General features: G+C 60.1%; 23 protein-coding genes and 1 tRNA gene. 17 read left to right on the top strand and 7 right to left on the bottom strand.

Annotated elements, in window-relative coordinates; genetic code table 11:
* Positions 1-105 precede the first annotated feature (105 nt).
* The 3 genes from Q0677_RS02960 to leuB all read left to right on the top strand — a co-directional run bounded on the left by Q0677_RS02960 (position 106) and on the right by leuB (position 3,200).
* Positions 106-948, top strand: a complete 843-nt coding sequence (locus Q0677_RS02960; protein WP_298905633.1) for a hypothetical protein — start codon at positions 106-108, stop codon at positions 946-948.
* Positions 945-2,021 carry an endonuclease/exonuclease/phosphatase family protein gene (locus tag Q0677_RS02955; protein WP_298905632.1) on the top strand — a complete coding sequence of 359 codons (1,077 nt, stop codon included), beginning with the start codon at positions 945-947 and terminating at the stop codon, positions 2,019-2,021. Before Q0677_RS02960 ends, Q0677_RS02955 begins: the two co-directional genes overlap by 4 nt.
* A 75-nt stretch (positions 2,022-2,096) precedes the next feature.
* Positions 2,097-3,200 (top strand): 3-isopropylmalate dehydrogenase, encoded by a 1,104-nt coding sequence (gene leuB / locus Q0677_RS02950; protein WP_298905631.1) that lies wholly within the window; start codon positions 2,097-2,099, stop codon positions 3,198-3,200.
* Here leuB and Q0677_RS02945 read toward each other — a convergent pair.
* On the bottom strand, positions 3,197-4,792 hold the full coding sequence (locus Q0677_RS02945) for a Na/Pi symporter (protein WP_298905630.1): 1,596 nt from the start codon (positions 4,790-4,792) through the stop codon (positions 3,197-3,199). The genes leuB and Q0677_RS02945 overlap by 4 nt on opposite strands.
* Before the next feature lie 133 nt (positions 4,793-4,925).
* Between Q0677_RS02945 and Q0677_RS02940 the strand changes: the two genes are divergently transcribed.
* A tRNA-Pro gene (locus Q0677_RS02940) sits at positions 4,926-5,002 on the top strand.
* Positions 5,003-5,072: 70 nt separating this feature from the next.
* Here Q0677_RS02940 and Q0677_RS02935 read toward each other — a convergent pair.
* Positions 5,073-5,528 (bottom strand): cytochrome C, encoded by a 456-nt coding sequence (locus tag Q0677_RS02935; protein ID WP_298905629.1) that lies wholly within the window; start codon positions 5,526-5,528, stop codon positions 5,073-5,075.
* A 617-nt stretch (positions 5,529-6,145) separates the two neighbouring features.
* Here Q0677_RS02935 and Q0677_RS02930 point away from each other — a divergent pair.
* From Q0677_RS02930 to Q0677_RS02875, 12 genes are all read left to right on the top strand, one after another.
* Positions 6,146-6,574, top strand: a complete 429-nt coding sequence (locus Q0677_RS02930; protein ID WP_298905628.1) for a hypothetical protein — start codon at positions 6,146-6,148, stop codon at positions 6,572-6,574.
* 3 nt (positions 6,575-6,577) lie between these two features.
* Complete coding sequence (locus tag Q0677_RS02925) at positions 6,578-8,590, top strand: dynamin family protein (RefSeq protein ID WP_298905627.1); 2,013 nt, start codon at positions 6,578-6,580, stop codon at positions 8,588-8,590.
* A 4-nt stretch (positions 8,591-8,594) separates the two neighbouring features.
* Complete coding sequence (locus tag Q0677_RS02920) at positions 8,595-10,286, top strand: dynamin family protein (protein WP_298905626.1); 1,692 nt, start codon at positions 8,595-8,597, stop codon at positions 10,284-10,286.
* Between the two features lie 5 nt (positions 10,287-10,291).
* Positions 10,292-10,717 carry a hypothetical protein gene (locus Q0677_RS02915; protein ID WP_298905625.1) on the top strand — a complete coding sequence of 142 codons (426 nt, stop codon included), beginning with the start codon at positions 10,292-10,294 and terminating at the stop codon, positions 10,715-10,717.
* A 6-nt stretch (positions 10,718-10,723) separates the two neighbouring features.
* Entirely contained in the window at positions 10,724-11,620 is an 897-nt protein-coding gene (locus tag Q0677_RS02910) for a hypothetical protein (RefSeq protein WP_298905624.1), read from the top strand.
* Positions 11,621-11,696: 76 nt separating this feature from the next.
* The gene (locus Q0677_RS02905; protein ID WP_298905623.1) at positions 11,697-13,733 is read left to right on the top strand and encodes a dynamin family protein; all 2,037 of its coding nucleotides are present in this window, start codon (positions 11,697-11,699) and stop codon (positions 13,731-13,733) included.
* Positions 13,730-15,046 (top strand): dynamin family protein, encoded by a 1,317-nt coding sequence (locus Q0677_RS02900; protein WP_298905622.1) that lies wholly within the window; start codon positions 13,730-13,732, stop codon positions 15,044-15,046. Before Q0677_RS02905 ends, Q0677_RS02900 begins: the two co-directional genes overlap by 4 nt.
* 337 nt (positions 15,047-15,383) lie before the next feature.
* On the top strand, positions 15,384-17,414 hold the full coding sequence (locus tag Q0677_RS02895; protein WP_298905621.1) for a serine/threonine-protein kinase: 2,031 nt from the start codon (positions 15,384-15,386) through the stop codon (positions 17,412-17,414).
* 195 nt (positions 17,415-17,609) lie between these two features.
* On the top strand, positions 17,610-18,608 hold the full coding sequence (locus Q0677_RS02890) for an FHA domain-containing protein (protein ID WP_298905620.1): 999 nt from the start codon (positions 17,610-17,612) through the stop codon (positions 18,606-18,608).
* A 2-nt stretch (positions 18,609-18,610) separates the two neighbouring features.
* Positions 18,611-19,396 (top strand): protein phosphatase 2C domain-containing protein, encoded by a 786-nt coding sequence (locus tag Q0677_RS02885; RefSeq protein ID WP_298905619.1) that lies wholly within the window; start codon positions 18,611-18,613, stop codon positions 19,394-19,396.
* Positions 19,397-19,471: 75 nt separating this feature from the next.
* Positions 19,472-20,659 (top strand): transporter substrate-binding domain-containing protein, encoded by a 1,188-nt coding sequence (locus Q0677_RS02880; RefSeq protein WP_298905618.1) that lies wholly within the window; start codon positions 19,472-19,474, stop codon positions 20,657-20,659.
* A 39-nt stretch (positions 20,660-20,698) separates the two neighbouring features.
* The gene (locus Q0677_RS02875; RefSeq protein WP_298905617.1) at positions 20,699-21,799 is read left to right on the top strand and encodes a transporter substrate-binding domain-containing protein; all 1,101 of its coding nucleotides are present in this window, start codon (positions 20,699-20,701) and stop codon (positions 21,797-21,799) included.
* A 77-nt stretch (positions 21,800-21,876) separates the two neighbouring features.
* On the opposite strand, the gene Q0677_RS02870 is transcribed toward Q0677_RS02875, so the two are convergent.
* The 5 genes from Q0677_RS02870 to Q0677_RS02850 form a co-directional block, all read right to left on the bottom strand.
* Entirely contained in the window at positions 21,877-22,281 is a 405-nt protein-coding gene (locus tag Q0677_RS02870) for a CBS domain-containing protein (protein ID WP_133485064.1), read from the bottom strand.
* Positions 22,281-22,634 (bottom strand): P-II family nitrogen regulator, encoded by a 354-nt coding sequence (locus Q0677_RS02865; protein WP_298905616.1) that lies wholly within the window; start codon positions 22,632-22,634, stop codon positions 22,281-22,283. The genes Q0677_RS02870 and Q0677_RS02865 overlap by 1 nt, the downstream gene beginning before the upstream one ends.
* Positions 22,624-23,421 (bottom strand): DUF1538 domain-containing protein, encoded by a 798-nt coding sequence (locus Q0677_RS02860; RefSeq protein WP_298905615.1) that lies wholly within the window; start codon positions 23,419-23,421, stop codon positions 22,624-22,626. The genes Q0677_RS02865 and Q0677_RS02860 overlap by 11 nt, the downstream gene beginning before the upstream one ends.
* Positions 23,418-24,158 carry a DUF1538 domain-containing protein gene (locus tag Q0677_RS02855; protein ID WP_298905614.1) on the bottom strand — a complete coding sequence of 247 codons (741 nt, stop codon included), beginning with the start codon at positions 24,156-24,158 and terminating at the stop codon, positions 23,418-23,420. The genes Q0677_RS02860 and Q0677_RS02855 overlap by 4 nt, the downstream gene beginning before the upstream one ends.
* A gap of 155 nt (positions 24,159-24,313) precedes the next feature.
* Positions 24,314-25,753, bottom strand: a complete 1,440-nt coding sequence (locus Q0677_RS02850) for an aldehyde dehydrogenase family protein (protein ID WP_298905613.1) — start codon at positions 25,751-25,753, stop codon at positions 24,314-24,316.
* A gap of 193 nt (positions 25,754-25,946) precedes the next feature.
* Here Q0677_RS02850 and Q0677_RS02845 point away from each other — a divergent pair, with 193 nt between their 5' ends.
* Positions 25,947-26,615, top strand: a complete 669-nt coding sequence (locus tag Q0677_RS02845; protein WP_298905612.1) for a peroxiredoxin — start codon at positions 25,947-25,949, stop codon at positions 26,613-26,615.
* Positions 26,616-26,638 lie beyond the last annotated feature (23 nt).

Below are 26,638 nucleotides of genomic sequence, written 5' to 3'. Positions count from 1 at the left end.
CGCGCAGTCTTGACGAAACCACCCTGGTTTGACCCTGGCGAGGGGACAAGCAGCGGAACAAGGATGCGGCATGTACCGCACCGTCCGTATAGCGGAGGAAGAGGCATGGTTAGACGACTGCTTGGTGCCATCGTGCGCGCCAGTCTTATGGTGATTTTGGTCGCAACACCTTCGGTCCTGGTCCCAGGAGTAAGCGCCGAAGGTGGGCAAGTTGTGGCCATATTGGCTTTGGCTGCCGCCGCCCTGACCATGTTCGAATACGCCACACCCTACCCCAGCATCGTTGAATTTCGGAACGCCCCTCCTTTCAACCGCATCCGCTTTCTGTCGCTGTTTGCTTCGATCCTGTGCCTGTCGATCATCGCCCGCTCGCAGACCGACCCGTCTATCGCGGTCGAGTTTCTGACGTCGATCGGCATCCTGATCGGGCAGGCGATTGATTTCCCCTACAGCCCCGTGCACGCGGTTGTCTCGCTTTTGCCTGCGGATGCCTCGTTCGCGGATCTGGTCCAACTGCGCGCCTTTGCAGGGATGAGCTATCTGATCTCGCTTGTGTCCATCGCGGTCTTCCTGATCGCGCTGCGCCTCAGCAACTGGCCCTTCTTCCGGTCGGAAAACTTCAACCTGTGGGTCAATCTGCCCACCTTCAGCCCCACTCGCAGCGGCGATATCGTACGCCGCCTGAAGCGGGATGCGCGCTGGAACATTGCCCTTGGATTCCTGCTGCCGTTCGTCACGCCGATCATCGTCGTCGAAACTGCCGCCCTGTTTGGCGCATTCCAGACCATCGAAACCCAAACGCTGATCTGGACCGTCGCCGCATGGGCCTTCCTGCCCGCCAGCCTGTTCATGCGCGGAATTGCCATGCTGCGCGTGGCCCGGATGGTCAGCACAGTGCGCGAGAGGAACGGGGTTCCGGCCCGCAACGGACAACCTGTCACCGCATGAAACGAACCCTTCTGGCGCTGTGGCTGGCGCTTGCTCCCTGCACTGCTGTGGCCGAAGTGTTGCGCATCGCGACCTATCACGCCGACATCCGCAAAAAGGGGCCGGGGCTGCTTTTAAGGGACATCCTGAAGGACGATCCCCAGATCGCGGCGCTGGCGCAGGTGATTGCGCAGGCCAAGCCGGATGTGCTGGCACTTCAGGGATTTGACTACGATCTGGAAGGCCATGCGCTGGCCGCGTTTCAGAATGTTCTGACGTCTGCGGGCCACCCGATGCCCCACAGCTTCGCCGCCGCCCCAAATACAGGGATCGACACCGGGTTTGATGTGGATGGCGACGGTCGTCTGGCCGAGCCCGAGGACATGCAAAGCTATGGCCGCTACACCGGCGAAGGCGGCATGGCGGTACTGTCACGGGTGCCGATTGGGGACGTGCGCGACTTCTCGGACCTTCTGTGGACAGACCTGCCCGGCGCGTTTTTGCCCGGCCCGGATGAAACACCCTTCCCAACACCTGAAGCACTGACGGTCCAACGCCTCAGCAGCGTGGCCCATTGGGACATCGAGCTGCGCCCCGAAAACACCCCTCCGTTTCACCTTCTGACCTTCCACGCCAACACGCCCGTTTTCGACGGGCCCGAAGATCGCAATGGCCGCCGCAACCATGACGAGGTCACCTTCTGGGCCAAGTATCTGAACGGCGCCCTGCCCTTCCCGGCCCCAGACGCCCCCGTGGTGATTGCCGGGAACGCCAACCTAGACGCGCTGGACGGAGACGGGCGCCACGAGGCGATCCAAACGCTTCTTCGACACCCGCAGCTGCAAGACCCCCGCCCGCAAAGCGCCGGGGGAGCAGCCGCCGCAGATACAGACCATCGCGCCGACCCGGCGCTGGATACCGCCGACTGGCCGGACCAAAAACCGGGCAATCTGCGGGTCAGCTATGTGCTGCCCGACGCCCGCCTGCGCGTAACAGACAGCGGCGTCATCTGGCCCCTACCCGACCATCCGTTTGCGCAAACGGTCGAAACCGCGTCCCGTCACCGGCTTGTCTGGGTCGATATTGCGTTTTGAGCCGTTGTTTTCTTGACCCTGCGCCCGCGTCAGGCTAGGCCCATCTGCGACGAATTCAGTGCAAGGAATGCCCCCATGACGAACCCCTCTCTGCTTATTCTGCCCGGCGACGGCATTGGTCAGGAAGTGATGGCCGAAGTGCGCAAGGTGATCGACTGGATCGGCGCGAAACGCGGCGTGACATTTGATGTCAGCGAGGATCTGGTGGGCGGTGCCGCTTATGACAAACACGGCGTGCCGCTGGCCGACGAAACCATGGCGAAAGCACAGGAAGTCGACGCTGTTCTGCTGGGTGCCGTAGGCGGTCCGCAGTATGACGATCTGGACTTCTCGGTGAAGCCCGAGCGCGGCCTGCTGCGCCTGCGCAAGGAAATGGACCTGTTCGCCAACCTGCGCCCCGCGCAGTGCTTTGACGCTCTGGCCGACTTCTCGTCCCTGAAAAAGAACATCGTGTCGGGTCTGGACATCATGATCGTGCGCGAGCTGACCTCGGGCGTGTATTTCGGCGAGCCGCGTGGCATCTCCGAAGTCGACGGTCAGCGCGTGGGCGTGAACACCCAGCGCTACACCGAAGCTGAGATTGAACGCGGCGCACGTGCTGCTTTCGAACTGGCCATGAAGCGCGACAAGCGTCTGTGTTCGATGGAAAAAGCCAACGTGATGGAATCGGGTATCCTGTGGCGCGATGTTGTGACCGAGGTGTCGAAGGATTACCCCGAGGTCGAGCTGTCGCACATGTACGCTGACAACGGCGCCATGCAGCTGGTCCGCGCACCCAAGCAGTTTGACGTGATCTATACCGACAACCTGTTCGGCGACATCCTGTCGGATTGCGCTGCCATGCTGACCGGCTCTCTGGGCATGCTGCCCTCGGCCAGCTTGGGTGCTCCGATGGAGAACGGCCGCCCGAAAGCCATGTACGAACCCGTCCACGGTTCGGCTCCGGACATCGCTGGCGAAGGCAAAGCCAACCCCTGCGCCTGTATCCTCAGCTTCGCGATGGCCCTGCGCTACAGCTTTGACATGGGCGAAGAAGCCGATCGTCTGGAAGCGGCTGTCGAGAAAGTTCTGGCTGACGGTGTCCGCACCGGCGACCTGCTGAACGAAGAAGGCGTAAAGCCGGTCTCGACCAGCGAAATGGGCGATGCCGTTATCGCCGCGCTGGACGCCAGCCTCTAAATCTCTTTCCCTTCGGCCTTTTCCGGGGCCGAGGGGAACCCCCGCCGCGCGATGGCCTGATAATGGGCGACACGTTCGGCATGGTGCAGACTACGGTCCAACCAGCGCATCGCATCGGTATGCGCAAACACGTCCTGAAGATCATATATCCCCGCATGTTCGCCCAGCAAAAGACCGCGACGGTGCTTGCTTTTGCGGTGCTTGACGATGTCATGCAGGCGGGTCAGTCGTGCGGCCTCGCGCGGGTCGAACGCGGCGTCTGCGAAACGTCGCAACGTCGCCCCAAGCGCTAGGGTCGGACGGCGCAGGACATGGTCATCCAGCAGTTCGCTTACATGGGTGGTTCGGCTGGCCCGGTTGATCAGGCGAGCCATGTGATCTGTCTGGTGCAGCAGTGCGGAGTAGGTCTCTTCCTCTACCTGATTGTCCCGCTCCGGATGGATATGCGACAGAAATTCGGACAGCTCCTCGATCGCGTCCTGACATGGGGCAAGGGCCGAGATACCGCGATAATCCGGAGGTGTGTTCATCGCCTGCCCCAAGGCGTCAAACAGCCTGTTGGCAATCTTTTCACTGGCGCCCTGTGCGGCCACCAGCGCCGCGTCTGTATCTTTCAGCAGGCTGCGATCCAGAGCGATCAGCTTGCCTTCCTCTTTCTCGGGCACCAATCGTGCCACCATCGCCGCAAATTTGGGCGTCACGGGCAGGAACGCCGCCGCGCCGATCAGGTTGAACCCGGTGTGGAACACCAGAAGCGCGGTGAGGTCGTCAAAGCTGTGCGCTAGCCCGCTGAGCATCGGCAAAAACAGCAAAAGCAACGGGAAAGCAAACCCAGCCGTCACGCAGTTGAAAATCAGGTTGGCAATCGCCGTCTGCCGCATCGGCAGCGAGCCCCCGACCGAGGCCAGAATGGCTGTGAAGGTGGTGCCGATATTCATACCAATCACAAGGGCTGCGGCCTGCACCAGCTCGATCGCGCCGCCTTGCAGCAGCACCAGCGCCAAGGCCATTGCAGCGCTTGAGGATTGCATGACGATGGTCATAGCCAGCCCGACGCCAACCAGAAACAGAAGCCCTCCGATCCCGCTGCCGGGCAGGATGTCGGGCGTCACCGAATCCTTGAAGCCGCCAAGGCCCGTCTGCATCATCTCAAGCCCGATGATCAGCAGGCACAGCCCCGCCAGCCCACGCCCGATCCGCTTCCACATCGACTTGCCCAGCAGATCCAGAAGACTGGCAGGCAACAGCAGCGCCATCGCCGCAATGTCCAGATCCAGCTTGAACCCAACCAGCGACACCAGCCATCCCGTCGCCGTCGTACCGATATTGGCGCCATAGATGATCCCCAGCGCCTGCACCATCGACAACAGCCCAGCGCCAACAAACCCCACGGTCAACACCGTGGTCGCGCTTGAGGATTGGATGACGGCGGTGCCCAGCGCTCCGGTCAGCACGCCACGCAGAGGTGTGGTGGTGAAGCGGCCCAACATGCGGCGGAGATTCGATCCAGCGGCGTCGCGCAGTGCGTTGGTCAGGATCTCCATCCCGACCAGGAACATTCCGACACCACCAATGGCATAGTAGACCTGCAAGGGCTTACCCCTTTTTGTTTCACTTTACTCTGTCCCAATCGGCCTAAGTTCACAAGAAGCCGCGATAAGGTCTTTCCGTGTGGAAAACGCGCTTGCAAATCAGCCCAACGAGGTATAATTCACGCGCCACGGTCGGGCTGTAGCGCAGCCTGGTAGCGCACCTGCTTCGGGAGCAGGGGGTCGGAGGTTCGAATCCTCTCAGCCCGACCAATGACAAAGGCCCCTCGCGGGGCCTTTTGTTGTTTTAGGGTCTGCAGGCAGGGCGGCCCCTGCCCCGACATTACTCCGCAGGCGCGTCCGAGAACGTCGCAACATAGGCGACGATATCTTCGGCACCCTTGCGCAGCTTCACGGCCATGTTCGGGCGTGCTTTTGGATCGTCCAGGAAGGTGCGGATAAAGCCAATCGGATCTTTCGTGTATTCGACCAGATTGTCGATGGTCCAAACCAAACCCTCTTCGCCCGCGCGGATCATGTCATCGGTAAACATGCCGACCGGCAGGCGTTCGCTGCCATAGCGATAGTCGCCTTCGGTGCCAGCCACGCGGCCAACGACACCATACAGGTTCGGGCCGGTGATGCCGCCTTTGACCAGCACCTCGCCTTCGGGGCTGATGACAGCGTGGCACGCCGAGCAACGGTTATACATTTTTTCGCCCTTGGCCGGATCGCCTTCTGCACCCGCCAAACCGGGGAAGAGAAGCAGTGCTGCCAGTGCGGGATACAACTTGGTCATGTGAGAGCCTCATGTGGTGGATTCGCAAATTACCTAGCTGACCACACGGAAGCGCAATTTGTCGCAGATCAAACGGCGGCATTTTTTTCATCGCAAGGTTGTTTGGCGCCACGGGTGCTCGCACAAGCCTTTGCGGCAGGATTGTGGGCGAATCTGCTGCTTCTTCGAGGTCCGAAGCAATGTCCTTTCCCATCCTTCACACATTCCTGTACCCAGGCAACTCAACCTGATCCGAAAACCCCGTTTAGTCGCATAGCGCGTTTCAGCCCTTAAATCGTGCAAGTCAGCAGCAAGCGAATCGTTGCTCGACGGCGAATCCCTTTCCGAATTTGCCTTAATTCCTTGTGTTTCCAGCAATTCCGCGCGCGAAAAGAGGGGCTAGCTAAAAGTTTCCGCAGATTTGTGGCGGCGTTCACGCTCCCTTAACGGTGGAAACAAAAGCATTTTCCTTACGCCATAATTGCGCCCCATTTCCGGCCTAAACAACTCTCAATTGTGTCTCAATTAGGCCCCGTTCTGGGGCAGACTCATTGGGATGTATATTAATGAGTCCCCGACCTCTTCTTTACTTGAGGTCAACCTGGTACCCCACTCTACCTAATGCCGAGGACCTCACCGTGCACGCTACGTCCAAAGTTGTTGATATTCAGGCCAATGCCGCCTTTGTCATGCGCAAAGGGCTTAGCGATAGGTTGCAGTATCTTAGCGCGGAGTATCCACATGTCGGCTTTGGTGTATCGCTGGAGACCAAGCACGGGGATCATTACATGCTTGCCAATCCCAAGATGGCACTTCCTGCCAACAAAGCGGATGGCTTTCCGAAAGGCGAACAGGTCGCCAAACTGGAAGACGGCAAGCGCTTTCAGACCATTCAAGTCTTTGCAGATATCCCAGACGGGTACATCGGACAGGCGGCACATGAAATGCAGTTAATACTGGATGTCATCGATCTGGTCGAGCTGATCGACACACCATCGAACCTGCCTGCAGGACAGCTACAAACAGAACTCGGTCTGAGAAATGTTTTAAACGGTACCGAGGGTTAAGCCATGGCACGAAACATACACCTACTCGCAACAGGCAACGAAGCACTGGACCCGCTGAACGATGCGTTCGGCGGGTTGAACGCGACGATTGACCAGCTGACGGCAATTGCGGACGCACGCAGTTCGGCCCGGCTGGCCAAACTGAAATCGCGGATGGACGAATTCACCGCAAACGTGACATTTGTGGGTCAGGTCAAGGCGGGCAAGTCGTCGCTTGTGAACATCATGGCAGGACGCCCCGGTCTGTTGCCGTCGGACGTCAACCCGTGGACCTCGGTCGCGACCACCTTGCACGTGAACACCCGTACGCCGGGCGACACGAAAGCCAAGTTTACCTTCTTCGACCACGACGAATGGCAGAACCTGACCGCCGGTGGCGGGCGTCTGGGCGAACTGGCCCACCGTGCCGGTGCGGATGACGAAATGGACGACATCCGCAAACAGGTTGAAGATATGAAAGCCCGCTCGGAAGAGCGTCTGGGCAAGCATTTCGACCTGATCATGGGTCAAAGCCACTCGTATGACTATTTCGACGACGATCTGGTGCAGCGCTATGTCTGCATGGGTGACGAAGACGATCCGGATATCAGCGCCGACAGCGGACGTTTCGCGGATGTGACCAAAACGGCCGAGCTGTATCTGGACATCCCGCAATACCCGATGGCGATCAACCTCAGCGACACGCCGGGTGTGAACGATACCTTCATGGTCCGCGAGCAGATCACCCTGCGCAGCCTGCGCGGGTCCGAGGTCTGCGTGGTCGTGATGGCCGCCAGCCAAGCCCTGACCACGATGGATCTGGCGCTGATGCGCATGATCTCGCAGTTTGAGAACCGCCAGATCATCCTGTTCATCAACCGCATCGACGAACTGCATGACCCGGTGCGCGAAGTCCCGGAAATCCGCGACCGCGTGACCGAGATGCTGAAGCAAAGCAGCATCAACACCGAAGCGGGTGTGATCTTTGGCAGCGCCCTGTGGGGTGAAGCTGCGCTAACGGGCGATTCGAGCATGCTGACTGATCACGCAGCATCGTCGCTGAACAAGCTGTGCGTGGCTGCCGGGTTCGACAGCGAAAACATCGAGCTGGAACATATCTGGGCTTTGTCGGGTCTGCCGGACCTGCTGCTGTCGATCAACGAACGCATCGCCGAAGGCGCAGGCGCACGCCTGTGCAACAAGGTCCGCAATCGGGCCCGCAACATGGCCAGCCAGATCCGCGCGACTTCGGTCGCGAAGACGCTGACTGACACGGGCACGATGGTCTATGATCTGGACGGCAAAACGCCGGAAGACGCGATCCGAACCGTTGCAAACGACTATGAACACCGCGCGACCGAGCTGACCGGGAAACTCCGCGATAAGGTGATGCAGCGGCTGGCGCGCACCGAAGAAAACTTCATCAAACGCGCAACCGAATCGCTGATTGAACATATCGAGCAGCATGGCGAAGACGGTACATGGCAATACGATCCCGCCGGATTCCGCGCGCTTCAAAAATCCGCCTATTTCAACTTCGCGCGCGCAATGCGCAAAGAGGTGGGCGCGCTGTACGCCTCTGCAGCCCATGATATCGAGGCCGTGTACCGCAACATGCTGGGCCAGCATCTGGGCGAGTTCGCGATCGAACCGCCGATCGTGCCCAACGTCCCGCCTCCCCTTGCCATTGGCCGCACAATCGCGCTGGACCTGCAAAGCACATGGTGGCGTCGCTGGTGGCAACGCCGCCGGGGTGCCGCTTCCTACGCTGCGGATTACACCCGGCTTGTGGCGTCCGAGGCCAGCTCGATCACCAAGGACATCGAAGAAAACCAGATCGCAGCCGTGTTGGAAAACGTCCGCGCGTCGCTGGCAGAATTCATGGTAGAGCAGCAAGAAACACTTCTGGGAATTTCGCAATCGGCGCAAGCGCAGATGGACGAAGAAGCCTTGAAAGCGGCTGGCCTTAAGGCCGCGAAAACCCCGGATGAACTTTTGGGAGACATCCTGAAGGATCTTGGCACCGAGGCGGCCTGATACAATGAAAGATCACATTCCCCCGCGCATTGTCACAGCAGAGCAATGGAAACGTCTAAAGCGCTGGTCGCACCGTAAACCGGTCTTCGCCCTGATGGGCGAATTCAGCGCAGGTAAATCCACGCTTCTGAACTTCCTGTTGAAGAAAGAAACCCTGCCCACGCAGGTCACGGCAACGCAACTGCCACCCATCTGGTTCTCGTGGGGCAACAAGCCCTCCTATGTACAGAACTTGGACGGCAGTCGCGAGACCATTGAGTTAAGCAAGATTGGCGAAGTCGGCGTGCAGGGCGCGCATTTCGTGCGGGTCTATCTGGAAGCCGACATTCTGGAAGCCGTGGACCTGATCGACACGCCCGGCATCTCGGACCCGAAGATTTCGGAAGATGTTTGGCGCCGTGCGGTTGGACAGGCCAATGGCGTGCTGTGGTGTACTCACTCGACCCAAGCCTGGCGTGAAACCGAACGCGCGACGTGGGCCTCGCTGCCCAACCGCCTGCGTCAAAACTCGCTTCTGCTGGTGACGCGTGCGGACGCGCTGAACGAAACGGATCAGGCCAAGGTGCTGCGCCGGATCAATCGTGAAGCGGGCGACATGTTCCGCCGCACGATCATGATTTCCGCCCGCGATGCGATCATTGCCCGCGACAATGAAGATAAGGCCCACCTGTGGACCGGAAGCGGCGGCGGCAAGCTGGTCGACAACTTCCTGACCATCACCGCCGACATCATGGCCGCACGCGCCGAGATGCTGGCGCGCTATCAGATAGACGGCTCGACCGAAGAGCAAGCGATTGATGCGCTGCAGCTGGGCGAGGAGACCTCGACCCGGATCTGGAGCCCGCCGGTTATGTCCGTCGCGGACGATCCAGCGCCCGCTCCGATGGCGCCAGAAACCTCGAACGTGGTTAACATCCGCCCTGCCCGCCCGCGCCGGGCGGCGCGGGACAGAGACACGACCGAGACCCGCCAGCGCATTGCGGCGGACGAAGCCGACAAGTTGCGCGCGCAGGTGCACACCGACACGCCCGACGACCAAGACAGGCAAGATCTGAAATCCGTCTTCCATGTTGCCGATAGCGCAGATGCGGAGGAGGACAAGTCCGACACCTTGACCTTGGTGAATGAGATCCCCGAACAGCCCGAGGAAATCGCCGCCGAGCCCACGTCGGAGTGGGGCGACGAAGACGTCGCCGAGATCGAGGACGAGGTAGGCTCAACGGTCGAGGCTGACGAGGCCGAAGACAGTGAACCGCTTGAACTTCTGGACGCGGCCGCCACCGACGACCCACCGGCACCTGTCGACGCCTCCGAGAGCGACGAGACCGGCGCCGAAGACACGGAAAATCTGATCGCGTCGATCACCGATTTGGTGTCGGATCGCGGGCAGGAATATGAAGATCATGCGGAAGAAGCCGAGGCTGCGCCGTCTGCCGAAGCCATCGCCTTAGCCGCAAACCAGCCCGTCTTCAGCATGCCGGAAACCAAGCCACTGAGTGCATTAGAGGCATGGTCCGAACACCTGTCGACCCTAGAAAAAATCGACCACCCGGATGATTTGCACGAGGAGATCGTGAATTTCCTGACGCATTTTGACAACCGCGCCCGTGATCACCACGCGCAACAGTCTGAAGGCTCCCTGCAATCCCTAAGCGACACGGCCTCTGACAGCGACACTGTCTGGCACGTACTGTAAAACAGATGATACATAACACCACTTTGGCTGACGCGACCTTGTCCTTGGACGACGCGCTTTCAGCGGGCATGCAAACCGTTCCGAACTGCGTCGCGGCCGGCTATGTCGACATGCAGACCGGGTTTCTTCTGGGTGTGCAGGGGCGCGATGATGACAGCATCGCCGCGCTGGAAGCCATGTCGACCTCGATCGCCAGCCTGCTGATGGGGCGCGGTGTGCGCGCCGTGGAAGAGCTGCTTTCGGGCGGAAACACCCAGGGCGCGGGATTTGGCGAGATTGCGATCTGTTCGGGCAAGCGCCTGTATTTGTTGCTGAGGCGGCCTGATCAGCCGGACCATCTGATCTGCTATGTCTCGGACGACAGCGCGAATGTCGGGCTGGCTTTGGCCAAATCCGCGGCGAACCTGAAACTCATCTCGGCTGCGGTGTAGATAAAGATGACTGTGATCCAATCCGACATTCTTGATCAGCTCGAACGCATCGTGGACGAGGCAAACCCCCGGCGCAACCAAAGCATTTCCCTGTCTCAAGACACACCCGAAGCCCGCAGCATGGCGGCGCTGGCTGTCGTGCGGACAACCTTTTTGCCCCGCATCGTCGAGATCACAAATGATCAGGATGACGGGGTGGTTTTGGCGGTCAGCAAAGGTCGCGTGGCCGACATGACCGGGGCCGTGATGGACGGGGTGCAGGCCACCCCGCCAGAAACCACGGCCCAGAACGTGGCGCAAATCCTCAGCATGGTATGTTCTGGCTCGGGCGTGCGCGTGACCAGCTACCCGCCCGAGGATGGCGAAGACATCGTCGCCACGGGTCTGAAAATGTCTGACATCGACGCCGCCATCAGCGCGCTGGAACCGATGAGCCCGCCGCCCACGCCGTCGGAACCCTCGGGCCCGGAAGCCATCGAGGCCGAGGTCGAGATTCCCGTCGCCAAGCACGCGACTCCAGCGCCGGAACCGACTGCCCCCACGCCCAGCGATATCGGTGACAGCATCGCCGCCCAGTTTTTCGAGAACGCAACGAAGGTCAGCGATCTGCGGATCTTGGTAAACCATGCAGACGCCACGGTTGCCGGTCCAGACGGGATCCTGACCGAGAATTTGGACGCCGTTCAGCAGCTGATGGAAGACCTGTCCGCGTGGGATGCCGACAGCGGCGAAGAAGATTCGGGTCCGCAGCTGATTATCTTGCGGGCGCAGGGGCAGGATATGCCCAGTTTGACCATTTGCCGCGACACCGATTCCACGACGATGACGGCCCACCACACGCGTAGGTTGGGTTCGGCCGTACAATTGTGGAAATCATTGACTTCGAACGAAAATTTTAGCTGAATACTATGAAACGCCCGCTTCCCACGTTGGGATTTGGGTTTGCAGTTTGCTTTGAATAACGAGTTGGAAAAAAATTATGGACGAGGGACGCCGACAGGAGCTGGTTCGGATCGCCGAACAGATGTCGCAAACGGCTAGCGATGAAGCCAAGCCGTTCATTTCGCGCATCCTGACGGACCTCAAATCGTTAAAACCCGGCGTCGCTTTCGTGGGCCAGATCAAGGCGGGCAAATCGCGTCTGATCAATGGTTTTACCGGGCAGGCGAATTTCCTGCCATCGGATGTAAACCCGTGGACCACTGTTGTGACCGACATGCATTTCGGGCACCCATCCGGGCGCACCAACGGGGGCATTTTCCACTTCTTCGACAACGCCCAATGGCAGGCACTTCTGTCCGAGGGGGACGAAATCCGCGACCTGCTTCCGGATGCGGAAGACAACTATAAGCGCCAGATCATCGAAGAGCAGATCGAGGCGATGAAGACGCGGGCGAAGGCGCGACTTGGAGATCGGTACGAAGACCTGCTGGGCACGTCCCATGACCTGGAAGATCTGACGCAGGACGATCTGGCCCGCTATGTCAGCGCTGGCGCCGATCCCGAAGACGAACCCACGCAGACCGACGGCACAGCGGCGCCCTATTACAGCGATCTGACCCGCAAGGCCGAGGTGTTTTTCGAGCAGGGCCATTTCTCGTTCCCTGTCACGGTGACCGACACGCCGGGCATCAATGACCCGCTGCTGATCCGGGAAGAGATCTCGCACCAGTATTTGCGCAACTCCGACTTCTTCGTCGTGGTCCTGTCTGCGCATCAGGCGCTGTCGCAGGCAGACCTGAAACTGTTCCGACTGATGCAGGCGCTAGAGCTGGGGCAGATGGTGGTCTTTGTGAACCGGGTGGACGAGCTGAACCGCGGGGTCGAGGATGCCGCCAGCGTGCATGCCGATGTCCACGCAGGACTTGAGCGCGCGTTGGACAGCAGCCGCATGACCGTACTGATGGGCAGCGCGCAATGGGCCCACTATGCGCTGACCGGGGACGCGACCGGCATTGACCACGACCAGATTCTGGCGTGGCTGAAGGCCCATCCGAAGAAAATGCAGCGCTTCCTTGAGGGCGTTGAACGGCTGAAGCAAACCAAGCAAGAAGGTGCCGCCGAAAGCGCGCTGCGTTTGGCCGCGATGATTGCCTCGGGCCTGCCGGACCTGCGCAGCCACGTCATGCGCGAGATGTCGATGGGGCCGCGTAGCGAACGCATTCACATCGCCGCCCAGCATCTGCGCAACTTCGCCAACAGTGAACTGGAACGGCGCCGCGTGCATCTGAAGATCGTCGACGACGACACCGCAGAAGCCCACTTTGCACGGACCGAAGACAAAACCCGCGCGCAGCTTAGCCAGCTTGTGCTCGATACCAAGGATCGCCTGACCACGGGCGCCGAGACCGACATGGCCGCGTTACGGCAAGAACTTGATGCCATCGTGCGCTCGACCGTCTCGACCGTGGTGCGGGGCGAGGATGGCGTATCGCCGCTTTTGTCAGCGGGTGGCGCGACCGAGCTGGACTTTGGCGCGCTACGCCAGACCATGCGCGAGCGGTTGCTGGACGCAGCCCATGCCCAGCGCCAGAAAATGCTGAACGAGCTGTTCGCGTTGGACATGCAATCGAACGCGGCTTTGGCCGAAAACGGTGCCGCAACCGCCGACGCGCCGCTGAACGTGGATGCCAGTGCGCTGCGCTGGTACCGCCCCGACACCAGCATCCTAACCCGCGGCATCACGGTAGAATTGCGCGTCTCGTGGCTGGCCCGTCTGTTGAAACAACAATCCGTCGTCAATCGCGGCGAACAGATGATCACGCACGAGTTCCAGTCCATCGCAACCGATCTTGTGAACCAGTTCCACCTGGATCTGACAAGCCGTCTGAACACGGTGATGGAGCATCATCTGGCCGTACTTGCGACCCGCTTTGAAGAGCTGGACGCAACCCAAACCGCATCGCGTCCTGATGCACACGCCGCCTTGGAAAATGCCAAGAGGCTTGCAAATGAGTTGGAAGAGTTGTTCGAAGAGGGTATCGAACCTGTACAGCAACTCGAGGCGGTAACGTGATCAACTTTCCAGAAACAGAATCAGTTCTTGGTCAACTGAAAGCGTTTCTCGCGAAGACCGAGGCCGCGCCAAGATCGGCTCCGCTGGATGGCATGCGCAGTTTGGCGCAGGCCCATATCGAACAGTTGACCAGCGCCGTGACCATCGGCTTCGCGGGCGAATTCGGGGCGGGGAAATCCAGTCTGGCGAACATGCTGGCAGGCACCGACATTCTGCCCACCGGTCCGCAGCACCTGAAGCTGCCCTTGGTGATCGTGAAATACGCCGCCGAACCTGAAACCACGGTCGGCTGGTGGGAAAAGACCCCTGAAACCTTTCCCGGCGTCGATCTGGAAAAAGCGGCCGGGTACGACCCCGAGTTCATCTCGGTCGGGTTGCCGTCTGATGCCTTGCAAGAACTCGTGCTGTTTGACCTGCCCGGCTCGGGCGCTCTGGATGAAAGCTATAAGCAGACGCTTGAGCTGCTGAAATTCGTTGATTGCGCGATCTGGTGCACCAACGGCACCAATGCGTGGCGGGAAACGGAACGGTTCTTGTGGTCGCATGTTTCGAAAGACCTTCAGGACAACAGCCTGCTGGCCTTGACCCATACCGACCTTACGTCCGTACGGGAATCTCTGCCCCGGTTGGTGCCGCATCTAGAGCGTGACAGCGAAGGGATGTTCCAAGCCGTTGTGCCCATCGGGACGCCCGTCGCCGTTCAGGCGATGGCGCAAGAACCGGAGCCGGATTTCGACCTTTGGGCTGAATGCGGCGGTGAAGATCTGGCGCAGCGTGTTCTGGGGCTGGCCGCCACGCGCAAGACGCGGGACCTTGAGAAAGCCCGCCAAGACCTTGAGACCACACTCACCCCGGCGCTGGCCGCGTTGGGCGTGGCAGAAGAGCCCGCCGGGGCCGACCTGAAAGAAGCCGCGGCAGCTGTCGCGGCGGCGGCGGCCGCTGCGGCGGAAACGGCTGTGGCTGCGCCTGAACCAGAACCGGAAGACACCGATCTGGAAAACCCCTTGCTGGACGACTGGAAAGACGCATTGCGCGAGTTGCTGACCGAACTGCGCGACACCCCTGATCTTGAAATCACTGACCTGCTGCAACGTTGCCAAGAGCTGGTCGATGACTTCACCGAACAACTGGACCCCGGCAGCAGCATCGACTCCTCGGCCGAGTGGATCGTGGGCGAGTTCGAGAACGCGTCGGACCTGTTAACCCTGATGCAATTCGAAGACACCCCGCACGCGACCGAGACGGTCCTGAAGGTGATGACCCAGCTGAGCGACAACCTGTCTTGGGCCGGAACCCGCGGCAAAGACGCGTAGCTGCGGCTTCCTTCAAGTTATCCACAGAATCGCCTCAACCTTTAGCGGAATCACCGTTCTCATGTCCCGCGGATTCCTAGCGGATTTACCGTGATCGTTGTGGATTCCTCGCCCTTCGTACAGCTACCGCCCTGCACACCTTCTTCGAATCAGCAACAAAGAGGTAACATCCCCAACTTTGTCGCCCCGAGTCATAGCGAAGCCATGCGGGTGCCACAGTTTGGTCTCAATTCCTAAGTCTAACTTCAGTGGCACCGCCGGTTGAATTTACCTTGTTAAATTGATCCCGCGGTTGGGAAATCCCACTGCCAGAAAAAAAAGACGCAGGTAAGACTAAATGAGCCAGAATCAGGCATCGGGGCAGACAAATGAACCCCCCCAGATTGCGGCGTTGCAGCCCGGTGAAAAACTGCTGCGCGACCAGTACGAGATCCTTCGTTTTCTGAACAACGGTGGTTTTGGCATCACCTATCTGGCGCGTGACAGTCTGGACCGGAATGTCGTCATCAAAGAATGCTTTCCGGGCGCGTTGTGCCGCCGTGTCGGCAACAATGTCGAGGCCTCGGACCCCGCCTATGAAGAAGATCTGCGATCGATCATCGGGCTGTTCATTCAGGAAGCCCGCAACCACGCGCGTCTGGTTCACCCGAACATCGTAAACGTGCATCAGGTCTTCGAAGACAACCAGACCGCCTATATCGCGATGGACCTGATCAATGGCGGCGATCTGCTTGATTACGTTCAAGATAAAAACAACGACGTGACGCCGGACTTCATCGTGAAGGTCACGGAAAAGATGCTGTCGGCTGTGTCGTTCATCCACGACAACGGGATGCTGCACCGCGATATTTCGCCCGACAACATCCTGATCGACGAAGACGGCCAGCCGGTTCTGATCGACTTCGGCGCGGCGCGCGAGCGGGCGGCGAACCGCTCGGCGGCGCTGTTGACGCTGCGGGTGATCAAAGACGGATATTCTCCGCATGAATTCTACGCGCGTGGCGCCGATCAGGACGCAACCAGCGACCTGTATGTGCTGGCCGCCACGCTGTACCACGCCATCAGCGGCGAGCGCCCGATCGACGGCAAGTCGCGTCTGGATGCGTTCAACGCAGGCGAAGACGACCCCTATGTTCCGCTGTCGGGCCGCTTCGAGGGCTATCCCGAAGGCTTCCTCAGCGCCTTGGACAAGGCAATGGAAGTGCACATCGTGAACCGCCCGCAATCGGCGCTGGAATGGCTGCGCATGTTCCGCGGACCGACCGTTGTGTTCGAGGAATTCGGCTATCGCCCCAGCTCGGTCATCGTGGCGCTGGAGCGCCCGGAAGATAAGAAAGCGGACAACGAGAACGCCGAGGCGATCGTCACTGCGCTGCTGTCCAGCGATGATGATGTCGCGACGACCGCGAAGTCCGAAGGGCTAACGCCAGCGCAACCGGAAAGCGATCCGTCGGTCACCGTTGTCAAAAGCAGTTCGGGCGGCGGCGGCAAGGCCATCGCTGGCGTCGTCGCGCTTCTGGTGCTTGGCGCGGGCGGATACTTCGCCTTCAGCGGCTCGGACGAGGCTGACACTGCGGCACCGGTCGAAGTGGCCGCTGTCACTCCGGCACCGGCGACGCCAGAACCCGAACCCGCAGCAGAACCGGAAGCTGAACCCGTTGCTGAAACGGCTCCTGTTGCGACCGAAGAGCCCGCCACCGAGGAAACTGCGATCACCGAGGCACCCGCCCCGGCTCCGACCCCGGTTGCGGCCGCGGATCTGCTGGAACAGCAAATCGCGTTCGGTCACTGGGATGTCGAACTCCCCTTCGCGACCAGTGAACGTCGCCTATCCACTGGCAGCGCCGTCGCGATTTCAGGCGTCGATACAAAGCGGGATATGTCGATCATCGGTGACTGGGTCTCTCGTGGGACTGTGATCTTCACGATCAATGGCGACCCGGTTACCAGCAGCGCCAGCTTCGTGAACCGCGTTCTGGACGACGTGAAGGTTGACCCAGATGGCTATATCCGCGTTGCCGCTCGCTATCGCAAGCATGGCAGTGCGCTGCCGGTAAACGGCTTGCTTGCGCTGCCCGCGATCCGTTTCTTCGGTCTTGAGAACGGCGTTACGCTGACCTCAAACACTGCAGACAACGGCAATTGGACCGTGCGTGTCACGCGCCTGCCCGAAGGCTTTGCCGGCGACCTACGTGTAGGCGACATCCTGTTGTCGGAAGACACGACCGGCCAGCAGATCAACGCCATCCAAAGCCTTGATCGTATTCTTGAAACCCTTGTCGCCGACGGTGTGTCCCAAGCACGCCTGACTGCCCTGCGCAACGGCGCCGAGGTTCAGGTCACCATGCAACTTGCAGGGAGAACCTGACACGACCCAATGAACTGACTGCCAGAAAGTGTTCTCTGCGGGCCGACGCGCCCGGGCGGATGTTGGATCCGCCGCAGTATTTAGCAAGTAACCGAGTATCCACATCAAACTCTGTCTGGGCGTACTGTCCGGCTGGAATGAGACGTCACAGACCAAGCCCCAGTCTTGGCGAAGAGAGTGAAAGGTGAAGTTGCCATGTTCAAATATAAAAGCCCGCTGAGCCGGCTGCTTGAAGGTAGCGCTAAACACGCAAACAAGGACGAATCGCACGAGGAAGATCGTGACGAAGCCTCGGAAGAGCCAATTGCGGACCTGAACGCCCTTCGACAAGCTTTGGCCGGAGGGAACCAGACCACGGAAGCCGAGCCCGAAGCGGTCGCGGAAGAACCCGTGGAAGACATCCAGATCGACGAAATCCGCGCCGAGGATATCGCGCCGATTGAAGACATCGCACCGGTTGCGGCCGAAGAGATCGCCCCGATCGAAGTCGAAGAGGCCCCCGTGGCCGAAGCAGCCCCAGAGGTCGAGCCTGCCCCGGCGGCCCAACCTGCCCCTGCTGTTGAAAACGACGCCGCAGACGCGGATGCGGATGCCATCGTGAACACGATTCTGGCCGAAGATCTGCCCGGACGCACCCCTGGCATCGCGATGACCGAAACACTGGAAGTGGCCGAAGTCCCGCAAGCCGAGATCGCGCCCGAGCCCGTACCGGCCCCCGCTGCCCCCGCCCCCGCGGCGGACCGCAGCGAGCGTGTGAAAACCACGTTCTTGGGCTTCGAACGCCCTGACTCGCACGTGCAAGAAAGCATGGAGGCCGCTCCGGTCGCCAAGCAGGTGGTCGCGCAGAACTCCTTCCCGGTGGGCTGGCTGGTCATCACCCAAGGCCCGGGTCGCGGCACCAGCTTTGCGCTGGTGGAAGGTCTGGCGCAGATCGGTCGCAACGACGATCAGGCGGTTCAGCTGGACTTTGGCGACAATGGCATCTCGCGCGCCGGGCATGCGGTTGTGGCCTACAACGCTGAAGACCGCACCTGCTATCTGGGTCACGGAGGCAAGGCCAATCTGGTGCGCCTGAACGGTGGTCCGGTGCTCAGCACTGTTCCCCTGTCGAATGGCGACATGATCCGCATCAGCGACACCACCTTGCGCTTTGTCGCGTTCTGCGACGACAGCTTTGACTGGCAGGACGCCTAAGCATGTTGGCCAACCCGGCATATGACATCGCCCTCGTGGCGGATCAGGGCAAACGTGACACGCAGGAAGACGCAATTGCTGCGCGTTTCTTCGATGCCTTGGATTCGGGATATGTCGTCGTCGCGGACGGCATGGGCGGACACGATGCCGGGGACGTTGCCTCGGGCCTGGTGAAGGCTACGTGGCAGACGGAACTGGATGGCCTTCTGGAAAACGGTGGCTGCGCGGATGATCAGGTGACGGAAAACCTGACGCAAATCGCGCTGCGCACCAACGATGCCGTGGCGGCCTATCTTGAGGAAAGCGATTCTGACCTGCGTATGGGGTCCACCCTTCTGGGCGTTCTGTTGCGCGGCAAGCATCTGAACTGGGTGTCCGTCGGGGATTCGCCGCTCTATCTGTGTCGTAACGGGTTCATGATGCAGATCAACGAGGACCACTCGATGGCCCCGATGATCGACGCGCAGGTGTCAGATGGCACCCTGTCCGAGGAAGAGGCCCGCTCCCATCCCGACCGCAATCAGCTGACCTCGGTCATCATGGGCGCGCCTGTGCCCAAGCTGGATTGCCCGGACGCGCCGGTCGAACTGGCCAAGGGCGACGTGATTTTGGCGGCCAGCGATGGGCTTCAGTATCTGGACGATGACCAGATCCAGTCTCTTGCCATCGCTCACAAAGACAATCCCGCCCGCGACCTTGCCGTGGCCCTTGTGCAGGCCCTGCGCGCCAAGGCCCATCCGGACCAAGACAACATCACGATCGCTGTGATCAAACCCCTGAATATTTGAAACCACGCTTCTAACTGAGGACCCACGACAAATATGAGAAACCTCTTCTTCGCCTCTGGTCTCGCCCTAACTGCAATGGCTGGTTCCGCCGTTGCTCAAGAGGCTTGCTCGAATTATGTGGTCGAACGCGGCGACAGCCTGCGCGAGATTTCTTTGCGTGTATTCGGCAGCACGGATTTCCGTCAGATCTATAACGCGAACAAAGATGCCATTGGGAAAGACCCCAACATCATCCGCGTGGGCATGACTCTGAAGATCCCCTGCCCGACGAACCGTTCGGCAGCCAACACCGCAGATCTGACCGAAGCCGAGAAGATGGCACGCGAGATGTCGGCAGAGCTGATCGCCGAAGCCGAAGCCCGCGCCGAAGCCGCCATCGCAGAAGCGCAGAAAGCCACCGCCGAGGCTGTCGCGGCCGCGAAAGCTGACGCCGCTGCTGCGATCGAAGCTGCCCGCGCCGAAGGGGCTGCACTGATCCGCAAGGCCGCCAAGCCGGGCACCTCGCCCGTGGACGAGCGCCAGATTCTGCTGATCACCGGCGGAAACTATTCACCCTTCACCGACGAAGCGCTGCCCAACCGCGGGCTTTATACCAAGCTGGTTGAAACCGCCTTTCTGCGTGCCGCGCCGGAACAGGCCTATAAGATCCAGTTCGTGAACGACTGGAACTCGCATCTGGACCTTTTGATGCCGACCCTTGCGTTCGACGGCACATTCCCGTGGTCGCGCCCGAATTGCGAAGACGCGGACGGGTTGTCGTCAAGCGACCGCGCGCGCTGCGAGACCTATAACTTCTCGAACCCGTTCTACGAGGTGGTCGACACCTATTTCGCGCGCAATGGCTCGGGCTACGAAACCGCCATGAGCCACGCAGACTTCGCGGGCGCCACGATTTGCCGTCCCGAAGGCTGGTCGCTCAGCCACATGGACGCGGTTGGCCTGTATGAACCGGCCATCACCTTGGTCCGGCCTACAGAACCCGACGCCTGCTTTGACGCCGTTGCCAACGGCACTGTCGACATCGTCGCCATCGAAGCGCACCTCGCCGTCGAGGCCATCAGCCGCCTCGGCTACACGGACGAAATCATCGAAAACCCCAACCTTGCAGCGATCAAGGGTCTGAACGTCATGACCCATGTGGACAATCCCGACGGGGAAGCTGTGCTCGAGATCCTGAACCGGGGTTTGGACATCATGCAACAATCTGGCGAATGGCGGGACATCGTGTCCACCGCTTTGCGCCATCAAATGGAAAATAGCTAAGGCCTTTCCGGGCCGATAAGAATACCTGGAGGATAGGAAATGTTTAAACAAACTGCACAGAAGCTTGCAATCGCGACGACCGCTACCGTCGCCTTGTCGGCCGGTATGGCAAGCGCTCAGCAGGCCTGTACCAACTATACCGTAGCCGACGGTGACACGCTGGCGACCATCGCCATCACCGCCTATGGCACTTCGAACTACCAGCAGATCTTCAACGCGAACCGCAACATCGTCAGCAACCCCAACGACCTGGAACCGGGTCTGGTGCTGGCCATGCCCTGTGAGGATGGCAGCCTGCCCGACGGTCGTTCGGCACAGGAAGTGATCGCGGCCGAGGAAAACCGTTTCCAGAACACCCGCCGTTCGAACGCTTATGAGCCTCCGATCCGTCTGGTCACCGGCAACGGCTGGGCCCCCTTCACCGACGAATCGCTGAACGGCGGTGGCTTCATGACCCGTATCGCGACGACCAGCCTGCACCGCGCCGGCAACTCGCGCGACTACTCGGTTAGCTTCGTGGATGACTGGGGCGCGCACCTCAGCACGCTGCTGCCGCTGGGCGCATTCGACGTGTCGGTTGCCTGGACCATGCCCGACTGTACCAACCGTTCCTATGAATGGTCGGAAGAAACCACCACGCGCTGCACGCAGTTCTACGCCACCGTGCCCGTCTATGACACCGTACGCGGCTTCTACACTCTGCCGGAAAGCCAATATGTCAACGCGACCACCTTCGCCGAGTTTGAAGGCGCCACGATCTGCCGTATGGACGGCTGGAGCATGATCGACCTTGAAGAGCAAGGTCTGAACGCAGACAACGTGAATGTGGTCCGCCCGACCACCGCGCGTGAATGTCTGGACGCCGTTCTGAACGGCACCGCCGACGCTGCTTCGTTCGAAGTTCAGCTCGCTGCTGACACAATGAGCGAAATGGGCCTGACCCAGAACGATCTGGTCGAGAACCCCTTCGTGTCGACCCTGTCGTCGCTGGCCTTCCTTGTGCACCGCACCAACCCGTTCGGCCGTCAGTACGTCGCCATGATGAACAAAGGTCTGAACGAGATGCGTGAGTCGGGTGAATGGTACGCCATCATCTCGGACACCCTGCGCGAGCATAACGACCGCATGAACGCGAACTAAGCCACACCGCTTAGTCTGAATATGCGAATGGCCGGCGATTATGCCGGCCATTTTCGTTTGAGATGCTCAAGGGCGTGTTAGCTGTCTTGCGCCTTCGCATAGCTCAGCACCATGTCGCGCAGCGTCACCAGCCCGCAAGCTTTGCCGTGCTCGATCACCAAGGCGCGGCGGTGATCCAGACGCGACAGAAGACGCACGGCGTATTTAACCGCCATGTGGTCCGAGACCGTCAGGGCGGGCTTGTCCATCACCTCGTAGACATTGGTGCGGTCCAGCGACTTGTTCAGCGCGATCGCCCGTTCAGCGATCATATCGATCGAGACGATGCCGTATTCATCATCTTCGTGCCGCCGTTCTATGATCAGCGCAGTGACGCCCTTGGCCTCCATCTCGTTCACAGCTTCGCGCACAGTTGCCAGACCACTGATCATATAGATCGTGCCCTGCATCACATCCCGGACCTTTTTCGTGTTCTCGTCCATCACAAGTCCTCCTTGCTGATTTCCTCTTGGATCGAGGCGATTTGACCCGACAGACCAATCGCATCCTCGATATCCAACTGGAAGGCGACCCCGGTGCCGGGATCTTCGTCAAAACGGCAGGCCGCGCCGATGCTTTCAAGGATCAGACGGCTGTGGTGTTCTTCGACCAGAAACAGGATCACATCCCGCTGACCGCCCACAGTCAGACCGAAGAAGGTCTTTGTTGGGTTCAACCCTTCGCCCCGCGCCGAGGTGATGACGGTACACCCGGTTGCGCCTTTCTCGCGGGCCGCTTCGATGGCGGTGTCCGTCAGTTCATCCTGTGTCATCACAATGATCAGTTTAAACTTCATGGTTCTCTCCTTGGCTGTCCTGATCGGCCTTGCGGCGCGACAGCCAGTTGCTGATTTGGGCATAGCCCATCACGGTAATCATGGGAAATAGGCTGGCCAAGGCAATCAGGCCAAACCCATCCAGAAGGGGGCTGCGCCCCGGCACGGTGCTGGCAAGGCCCAGCCCAAGGGCCGCCACCAAAGGCACCGTCACAGTCGAGGTCGTCACCCCGCCGCTGTCGTAGGCCAGCGGAATGATCATGCGCGGCGCCATCAGCGTCTGGATCACCACGATCACATAGCCCACGATCATGTATTGATAGAGCGGCGTACCCGTCACGATACGGAACGTCCCCACCGCAAGGCTGATAGCAACCCCAAAGGCCACAGCGATCCGCAGCCCATTCGCCTTGACCGCGCCACCCGAGGCCTCCTGCGCCTTCAAGGCGACGGCAATCAGGGACGGCTCGGCGATGGTCGTCGCAAAGCCGATGGCGAAAGCGAAGATATAGACCCAGTAATAGTCCAGCCATTGAACGACACCGCCGGGTTCGATGCCAAGGAAGGACGGGTCGGTCAGTTGTGCGGCCATCTCGCGGCCCAGCGGGAACAGGGCAAGCTCCAGCCCTGACAGGAACAGCGCCAGCCCTAGAAGCACGTAGAACATGCCCACGGCGACCTTCTGCGGATGCGGGATCGGCTTGCGTAGGATGACGAGCTGGAACAAGAGTAGCACCGCCGCGATCGGCAGCACGTCGCGCACAACGCTCAGGAAGGTCCAAAAAAGGTCCGTCAGGATCGTGATCATGTCGCCACCACCAATCCGAACAACAACACGAAGATGATCGGCATCAACGAGGCAAAGGCGATCAGCCCGAACCCGTCGATCATCGGGTTTCGGCCCTTGATGACGGAAGCCAGACCGACACCCAGCGCCGTCACCAGCGGCACCGTGATGGTCGAGGTCGTGACGCCCCCGCTGTCATAGGCGATCCCTACAATCTCGCGCGGGGCGATGGGAGTCAGAACCACCACACAGATGTAGCCTCCGATGATCAGCCATTGGATCGGCCAGCCCATCAGGATGCGAAAGACGCCCAAGACCAGTGATGCGCCGACGGACGCGGCCACGGTATAGCGCAGAGCGGTCGCCATGAAACTCAGTTCGGCCTCGCTTTGACCAATCACGCCCGCCTCGGACATGACAGTCGCGGCCTCGGCGCCTACAGCGATCAGGGCGGGCTCGGCGACGGTGGTACCGAAGCCAAGGCTGAAGGCAAAGAGGACCAAAAGTGGCAGTGAACCACGCAGGGCCAGCGCATTCGCCAACGCCTCGCCCAGTGGAAACAGCGCCATGTCGAGTCCGCGGATGAACACCGTCAGGCCCAACAGGACGAACAGGAAGCCCAGTGCGAATTGCCCAATATTGTCAATCGGTTGCTGCAAGACCACAAGCTGGAAGAAGCCCACGATCAGAAGGATCGGAGCAAGGTCACGGGCGGTCCCGCCCAAATAGCCGAACAGCTTTCCAAGCGTATCGGTCATATGCCCCTTCCTGTGTCGCGCGTTGGGTTATGCATTCATACCAAAGATGTAACAGCCATGTGGCAGCGGCGCGAGCTATGATTGAAATCAAACGATCTGGACAAAAAACACCCCCGGACCGGCCGGGGGTGCATGTGTTCAGTCTGTGGTTCGGGTCAGTCGTTCGACCAGCCCGACACGGCTTTGACTTCCAAGAAGTCCTCGATCCCCAGAATGCCGCCCTCGCGCCCGTTGCCGGACTGCTTGTAGCCGCCAAAGGGCGAGCCTGCCGCGCGCGAGGTGCCGTTCATCTCGACCATGCCCGAGCGCATCTGGCGGGCCACGCGGTTGGCGCGGGCGCCGTCCTGCGTCTGGATGTAGTTGGTTAAGCCATAGACGGTGTCATTCGCGATCTCGATGGCTTCTTCTTCCGTGTCGAACTTCATGATCGACAGAACCGGGCCGAAGATTTCCTCGCGGCCGATGGTCATGTCATTGGTCACGTCGGCAAAGACGGTGGGCTTCACAAAGTAGCCTTTGTTCAGACCGTCAGGACGCCCGGTGCCACCGGCCACAAGGCGCGCGCCTTCGTCGATGCCTTTCTGGATCAGATCCTGGATCTTGTTCCACTGAAGCTCGTTCACGACGGGGCCGATATGGCGGCCTTCCTCGGATGCGGGACCGACCTGCACCTTGTTTGCAACCTCGGCGGCCTCTTCAACCACACGATCATAGATCGAGCTTTGGACCAGCATGCGCGACGGCGCGTTACAGCTTTGACCGGTGTTCTGCATCATATGCAGCACGCCACGCTTCACGGCTTTCTCATCCGCATCTTCAAACAGGATGTTGGCCCCTTTGCCGCCCAGTTCCAGCGCTACGCGTTTGATCGTGTCGGCGGCCGCTTTCGAAATCGCGATGCCTGCACGGGTCGAACCAGTGAAGCTGACCATGTCCACGTCAGGATGCGAGGTCAGCTGGCTGCCAACGCCCACACCATCGCCGTTCACCATGTTGTAGACACCAGCAGGGGTGCCGGCTTCGTCCATGATCTCGGACCAGACGATCGAGGATAGCGGCGCGACTTCGGAAGGTTTCAGAACCATGGTACAGCCAGCGGCGGCGGCAGCCACAACCTTCAGCGTCACCTGGTTCATCGGCCAGTTCCACGGTGTGATCAGCGCGGTTACTCCAACGGGTTCATAGAGCAGACGGTCGTTCGGGGCACGCTCGCTCAGCATCTTGTCGAATTCAAAATCTTTGAAGGCACGGATGAAGTTCTTGATGTGCCAGCTTCCCGCGCCCACTTGCGAGCTGCGCGACAGGTCAATCGGCGCACCCATCTCAAGGCTCATGGCTTGGGCCAGATCTTCCGCGCGACGGTTGTAGATTTCGAGAATGCTCTCGATCAGCTCCAGACGCTCGGCCTTGGATGAAAAGCCCCAGGTCTTGAAGGCTTCCTTGGCGGCGGCCACGGCGGCATCCGTATCCGCCTGATCACCAAGCGAGATGACCGCGCAGACCTCTTCGGTCGAAGGGTCAATCACATTGCAATCGTTGGCGGCGGCTGGGGCGACCCATTTGCCGTTGATGTAAAAGTCGCGTTTCTCGATCATATTCCTGACTCCTTGGACGGGTTTGCGGGCACTGTGGCACCGTGGCGCGGGTTGCGCAACCCGTGGAATCATAATTTGATCAAATTATTCAGATGAAATCAAGTTGGATCAAACTGTCGCACCAGACTTTCATCCTGAGCCAAGAAACCTACCTGTTCTTTAAGCAGAATTTACATCTATAGGAGAACGACGAATGGGACTGCGCATCAACGATATCGTGCCGAATTTCACTGCCGAAACGGATCAGGGCGAAATCAAATTTCATGACTGGATTGGCGACAGCTGGGCCATCCTTTTCTCGCACCCGAAAGACTATACCCCGGTTTGCACGACCGAGTTCGGCGCCGTCGCGCAACTGGCTGATGAATGGGAAAAGCGCGGCACCAAGGTGATTGGCCTGTCCGTCGACAGCGCAGAAGAGCACGTGTCGTGGAAAGCCGACATCGAAGGCTTCTCGGGCGCGAAAGCAGGATTCCCGATCATCGCAGACGAAGATCTGGCCGTGTCGAAGCTGTTCGACATGTTGCCCGCCGAAGCCTATCTGCCCGACGGGCGCACTGCGGCTGACAGCGCCTCGGTCCGGTCGGTCTTTATCATTTCGCCTGACAAGAAGGTGCAGTTGGTCATGACTTACCCGATGTCGGTGGGCCGCAACTTCGCCGAGGTGCTGCGCGCATTGGACGGCCTGCAGGCCACCTTCAACACACCGATCGCTACCCCGGCGAACTGGGTCAAAGGTCAGGACGTCATCGTCGCCCTGTCGCTCAGCGATGAGGCCGCGAAAGAGAAATTTGGCGAGATCGACATCAAGCTGCCGTATCTGCGTACCACCGCCGATCCCAGCGCGGTCGCAGCAGAATAAGCAAACGAAAGGGCCCGCGCAGA

The organism is uncultured Aliiroseovarius sp. (genome assembly GCF_947492455.1).
Classification (GTDB): Bacteria; Pseudomonadota; Alphaproteobacteria; order Rhodobacterales; family Rhodobacteraceae; genus Aliiroseovarius.
Note: the sequence above shows the minus strand (reverse complement) of the source record. Positions and strands in the feature narration are given on the sequence as shown.

Coding starts and splice junctions, on each gene's coding strand:
- Q0677_RS02955 (WP_298905632.1), top strand. CDS start 945: ATGAAACGAACCCTTCTGGCGCTGTGGCTGGCGCTTGCTCCCTGCACT.
- Q0677_RS02845 (WP_298905612.1), top strand. CDS start 25,947: ATGGGACTGCGCATCAACGATATCGTGCCGAATTTCACTGCCGAAACG.
- Q0677_RS02880 (WP_298905618.1), top strand. CDS start 19,472: ATGGCTGGTTCCGCCGTTGCTCAAGAGGCTTGCTCGAATTATGTGGTC.
- Q0677_RS02870 (WP_133485064.1), bottom strand. CDS start 22,281: ATGGACGAGAACACGAAAAAGGTCCGGGATGTGATGCAGGGCACGATC.
- leuB (WP_298905631.1), top strand. CDS start 2,097: ATGACGAACCCCTCTCTGCTTATTCTGCCCGGCGACGGCATTGGTCAG.
- Q0677_RS02850 (WP_298905613.1), bottom strand. CDS start 25,753: ATGATCGAGAAACGCGACTTTTACATCAACGGCAAATGGGTCGCCCCA.
- Q0677_RS02925 (WP_298905627.1), top strand. CDS start 6,578: ATGGCACGAAACATACACCTACTCGCAACAGGCAACGAAGCACTGGAC.
- Q0677_RS02905 (WP_298905623.1), top strand. CDS start 11,697: ATGGACGAGGGACGCCGACAGGAGCTGGTTCGGATCGCCGAACAGATG.
- Q0677_RS02920 (WP_298905626.1), top strand. CDS start 8,595: ATGAAAGATCACATTCCCCCGCGCATTGTCACAGCAGAGCAATGGAAA.
- Q0677_RS02895 (WP_298905621.1), top strand. CDS start 15,384: ATGAGCCAGAATCAGGCATCGGGGCAGACAAATGAACCCCCCCAGATT.
- Q0677_RS02915 (WP_298905625.1), top strand. CDS start 10,292: ATGATACATAACACCACTTTGGCTGACGCGACCTTGTCCTTGGACGAC.
- Q0677_RS02885 (WP_298905619.1), top strand. CDS start 18,611: ATGTTGGCCAACCCGGCATATGACATCGCCCTCGTGGCGGATCAGGGC.
- Q0677_RS02855 (WP_298905614.1), bottom strand. CDS start 24,158: ATGACCGATACGCTTGGAAAGCTGTTCGGCTATTTGGGCGGGACCGCC.
- Q0677_RS02910 (WP_298905624.1), top strand. CDS start 10,724: ATGACTGTGATCCAATCCGACATTCTTGATCAGCTCGAACGCATCGTG.
- Q0677_RS02960 (WP_298905633.1), top strand. CDS start 106: ATGGTTAGACGACTGCTTGGTGCCATCGTGCGCGCCAGTCTTATGGTG.
- Q0677_RS02860 (WP_298905615.1), bottom strand. CDS start 23,421: ATGATCACGATCCTGACGGACCTTTTTTGGACCTTCCTGAGCGTTGTG.
- Q0677_RS02890 (WP_298905620.1), top strand. CDS start 17,610: ATGTTCAAATATAAAAGCCCGCTGAGCCGGCTGCTTGAAGGTAGCGCT.
- Q0677_RS02875 (WP_298905617.1), top strand. CDS start 20,699: ATGTTTAAACAAACTGCACAGAAGCTTGCAATCGCGACGACCGCTACC.
- Q0677_RS02935 (WP_298905629.1), bottom strand. CDS start 5,528: ATGACCAAGTTGTATCCCGCACTGGCAGCACTGCTTCTCTTCCCCGGT.
- Q0677_RS02865 (WP_298905616.1), bottom strand. CDS start 22,634: ATGAAGTTTAAACTGATCATTGTGATGACACAGGATGAACTGACGGAC.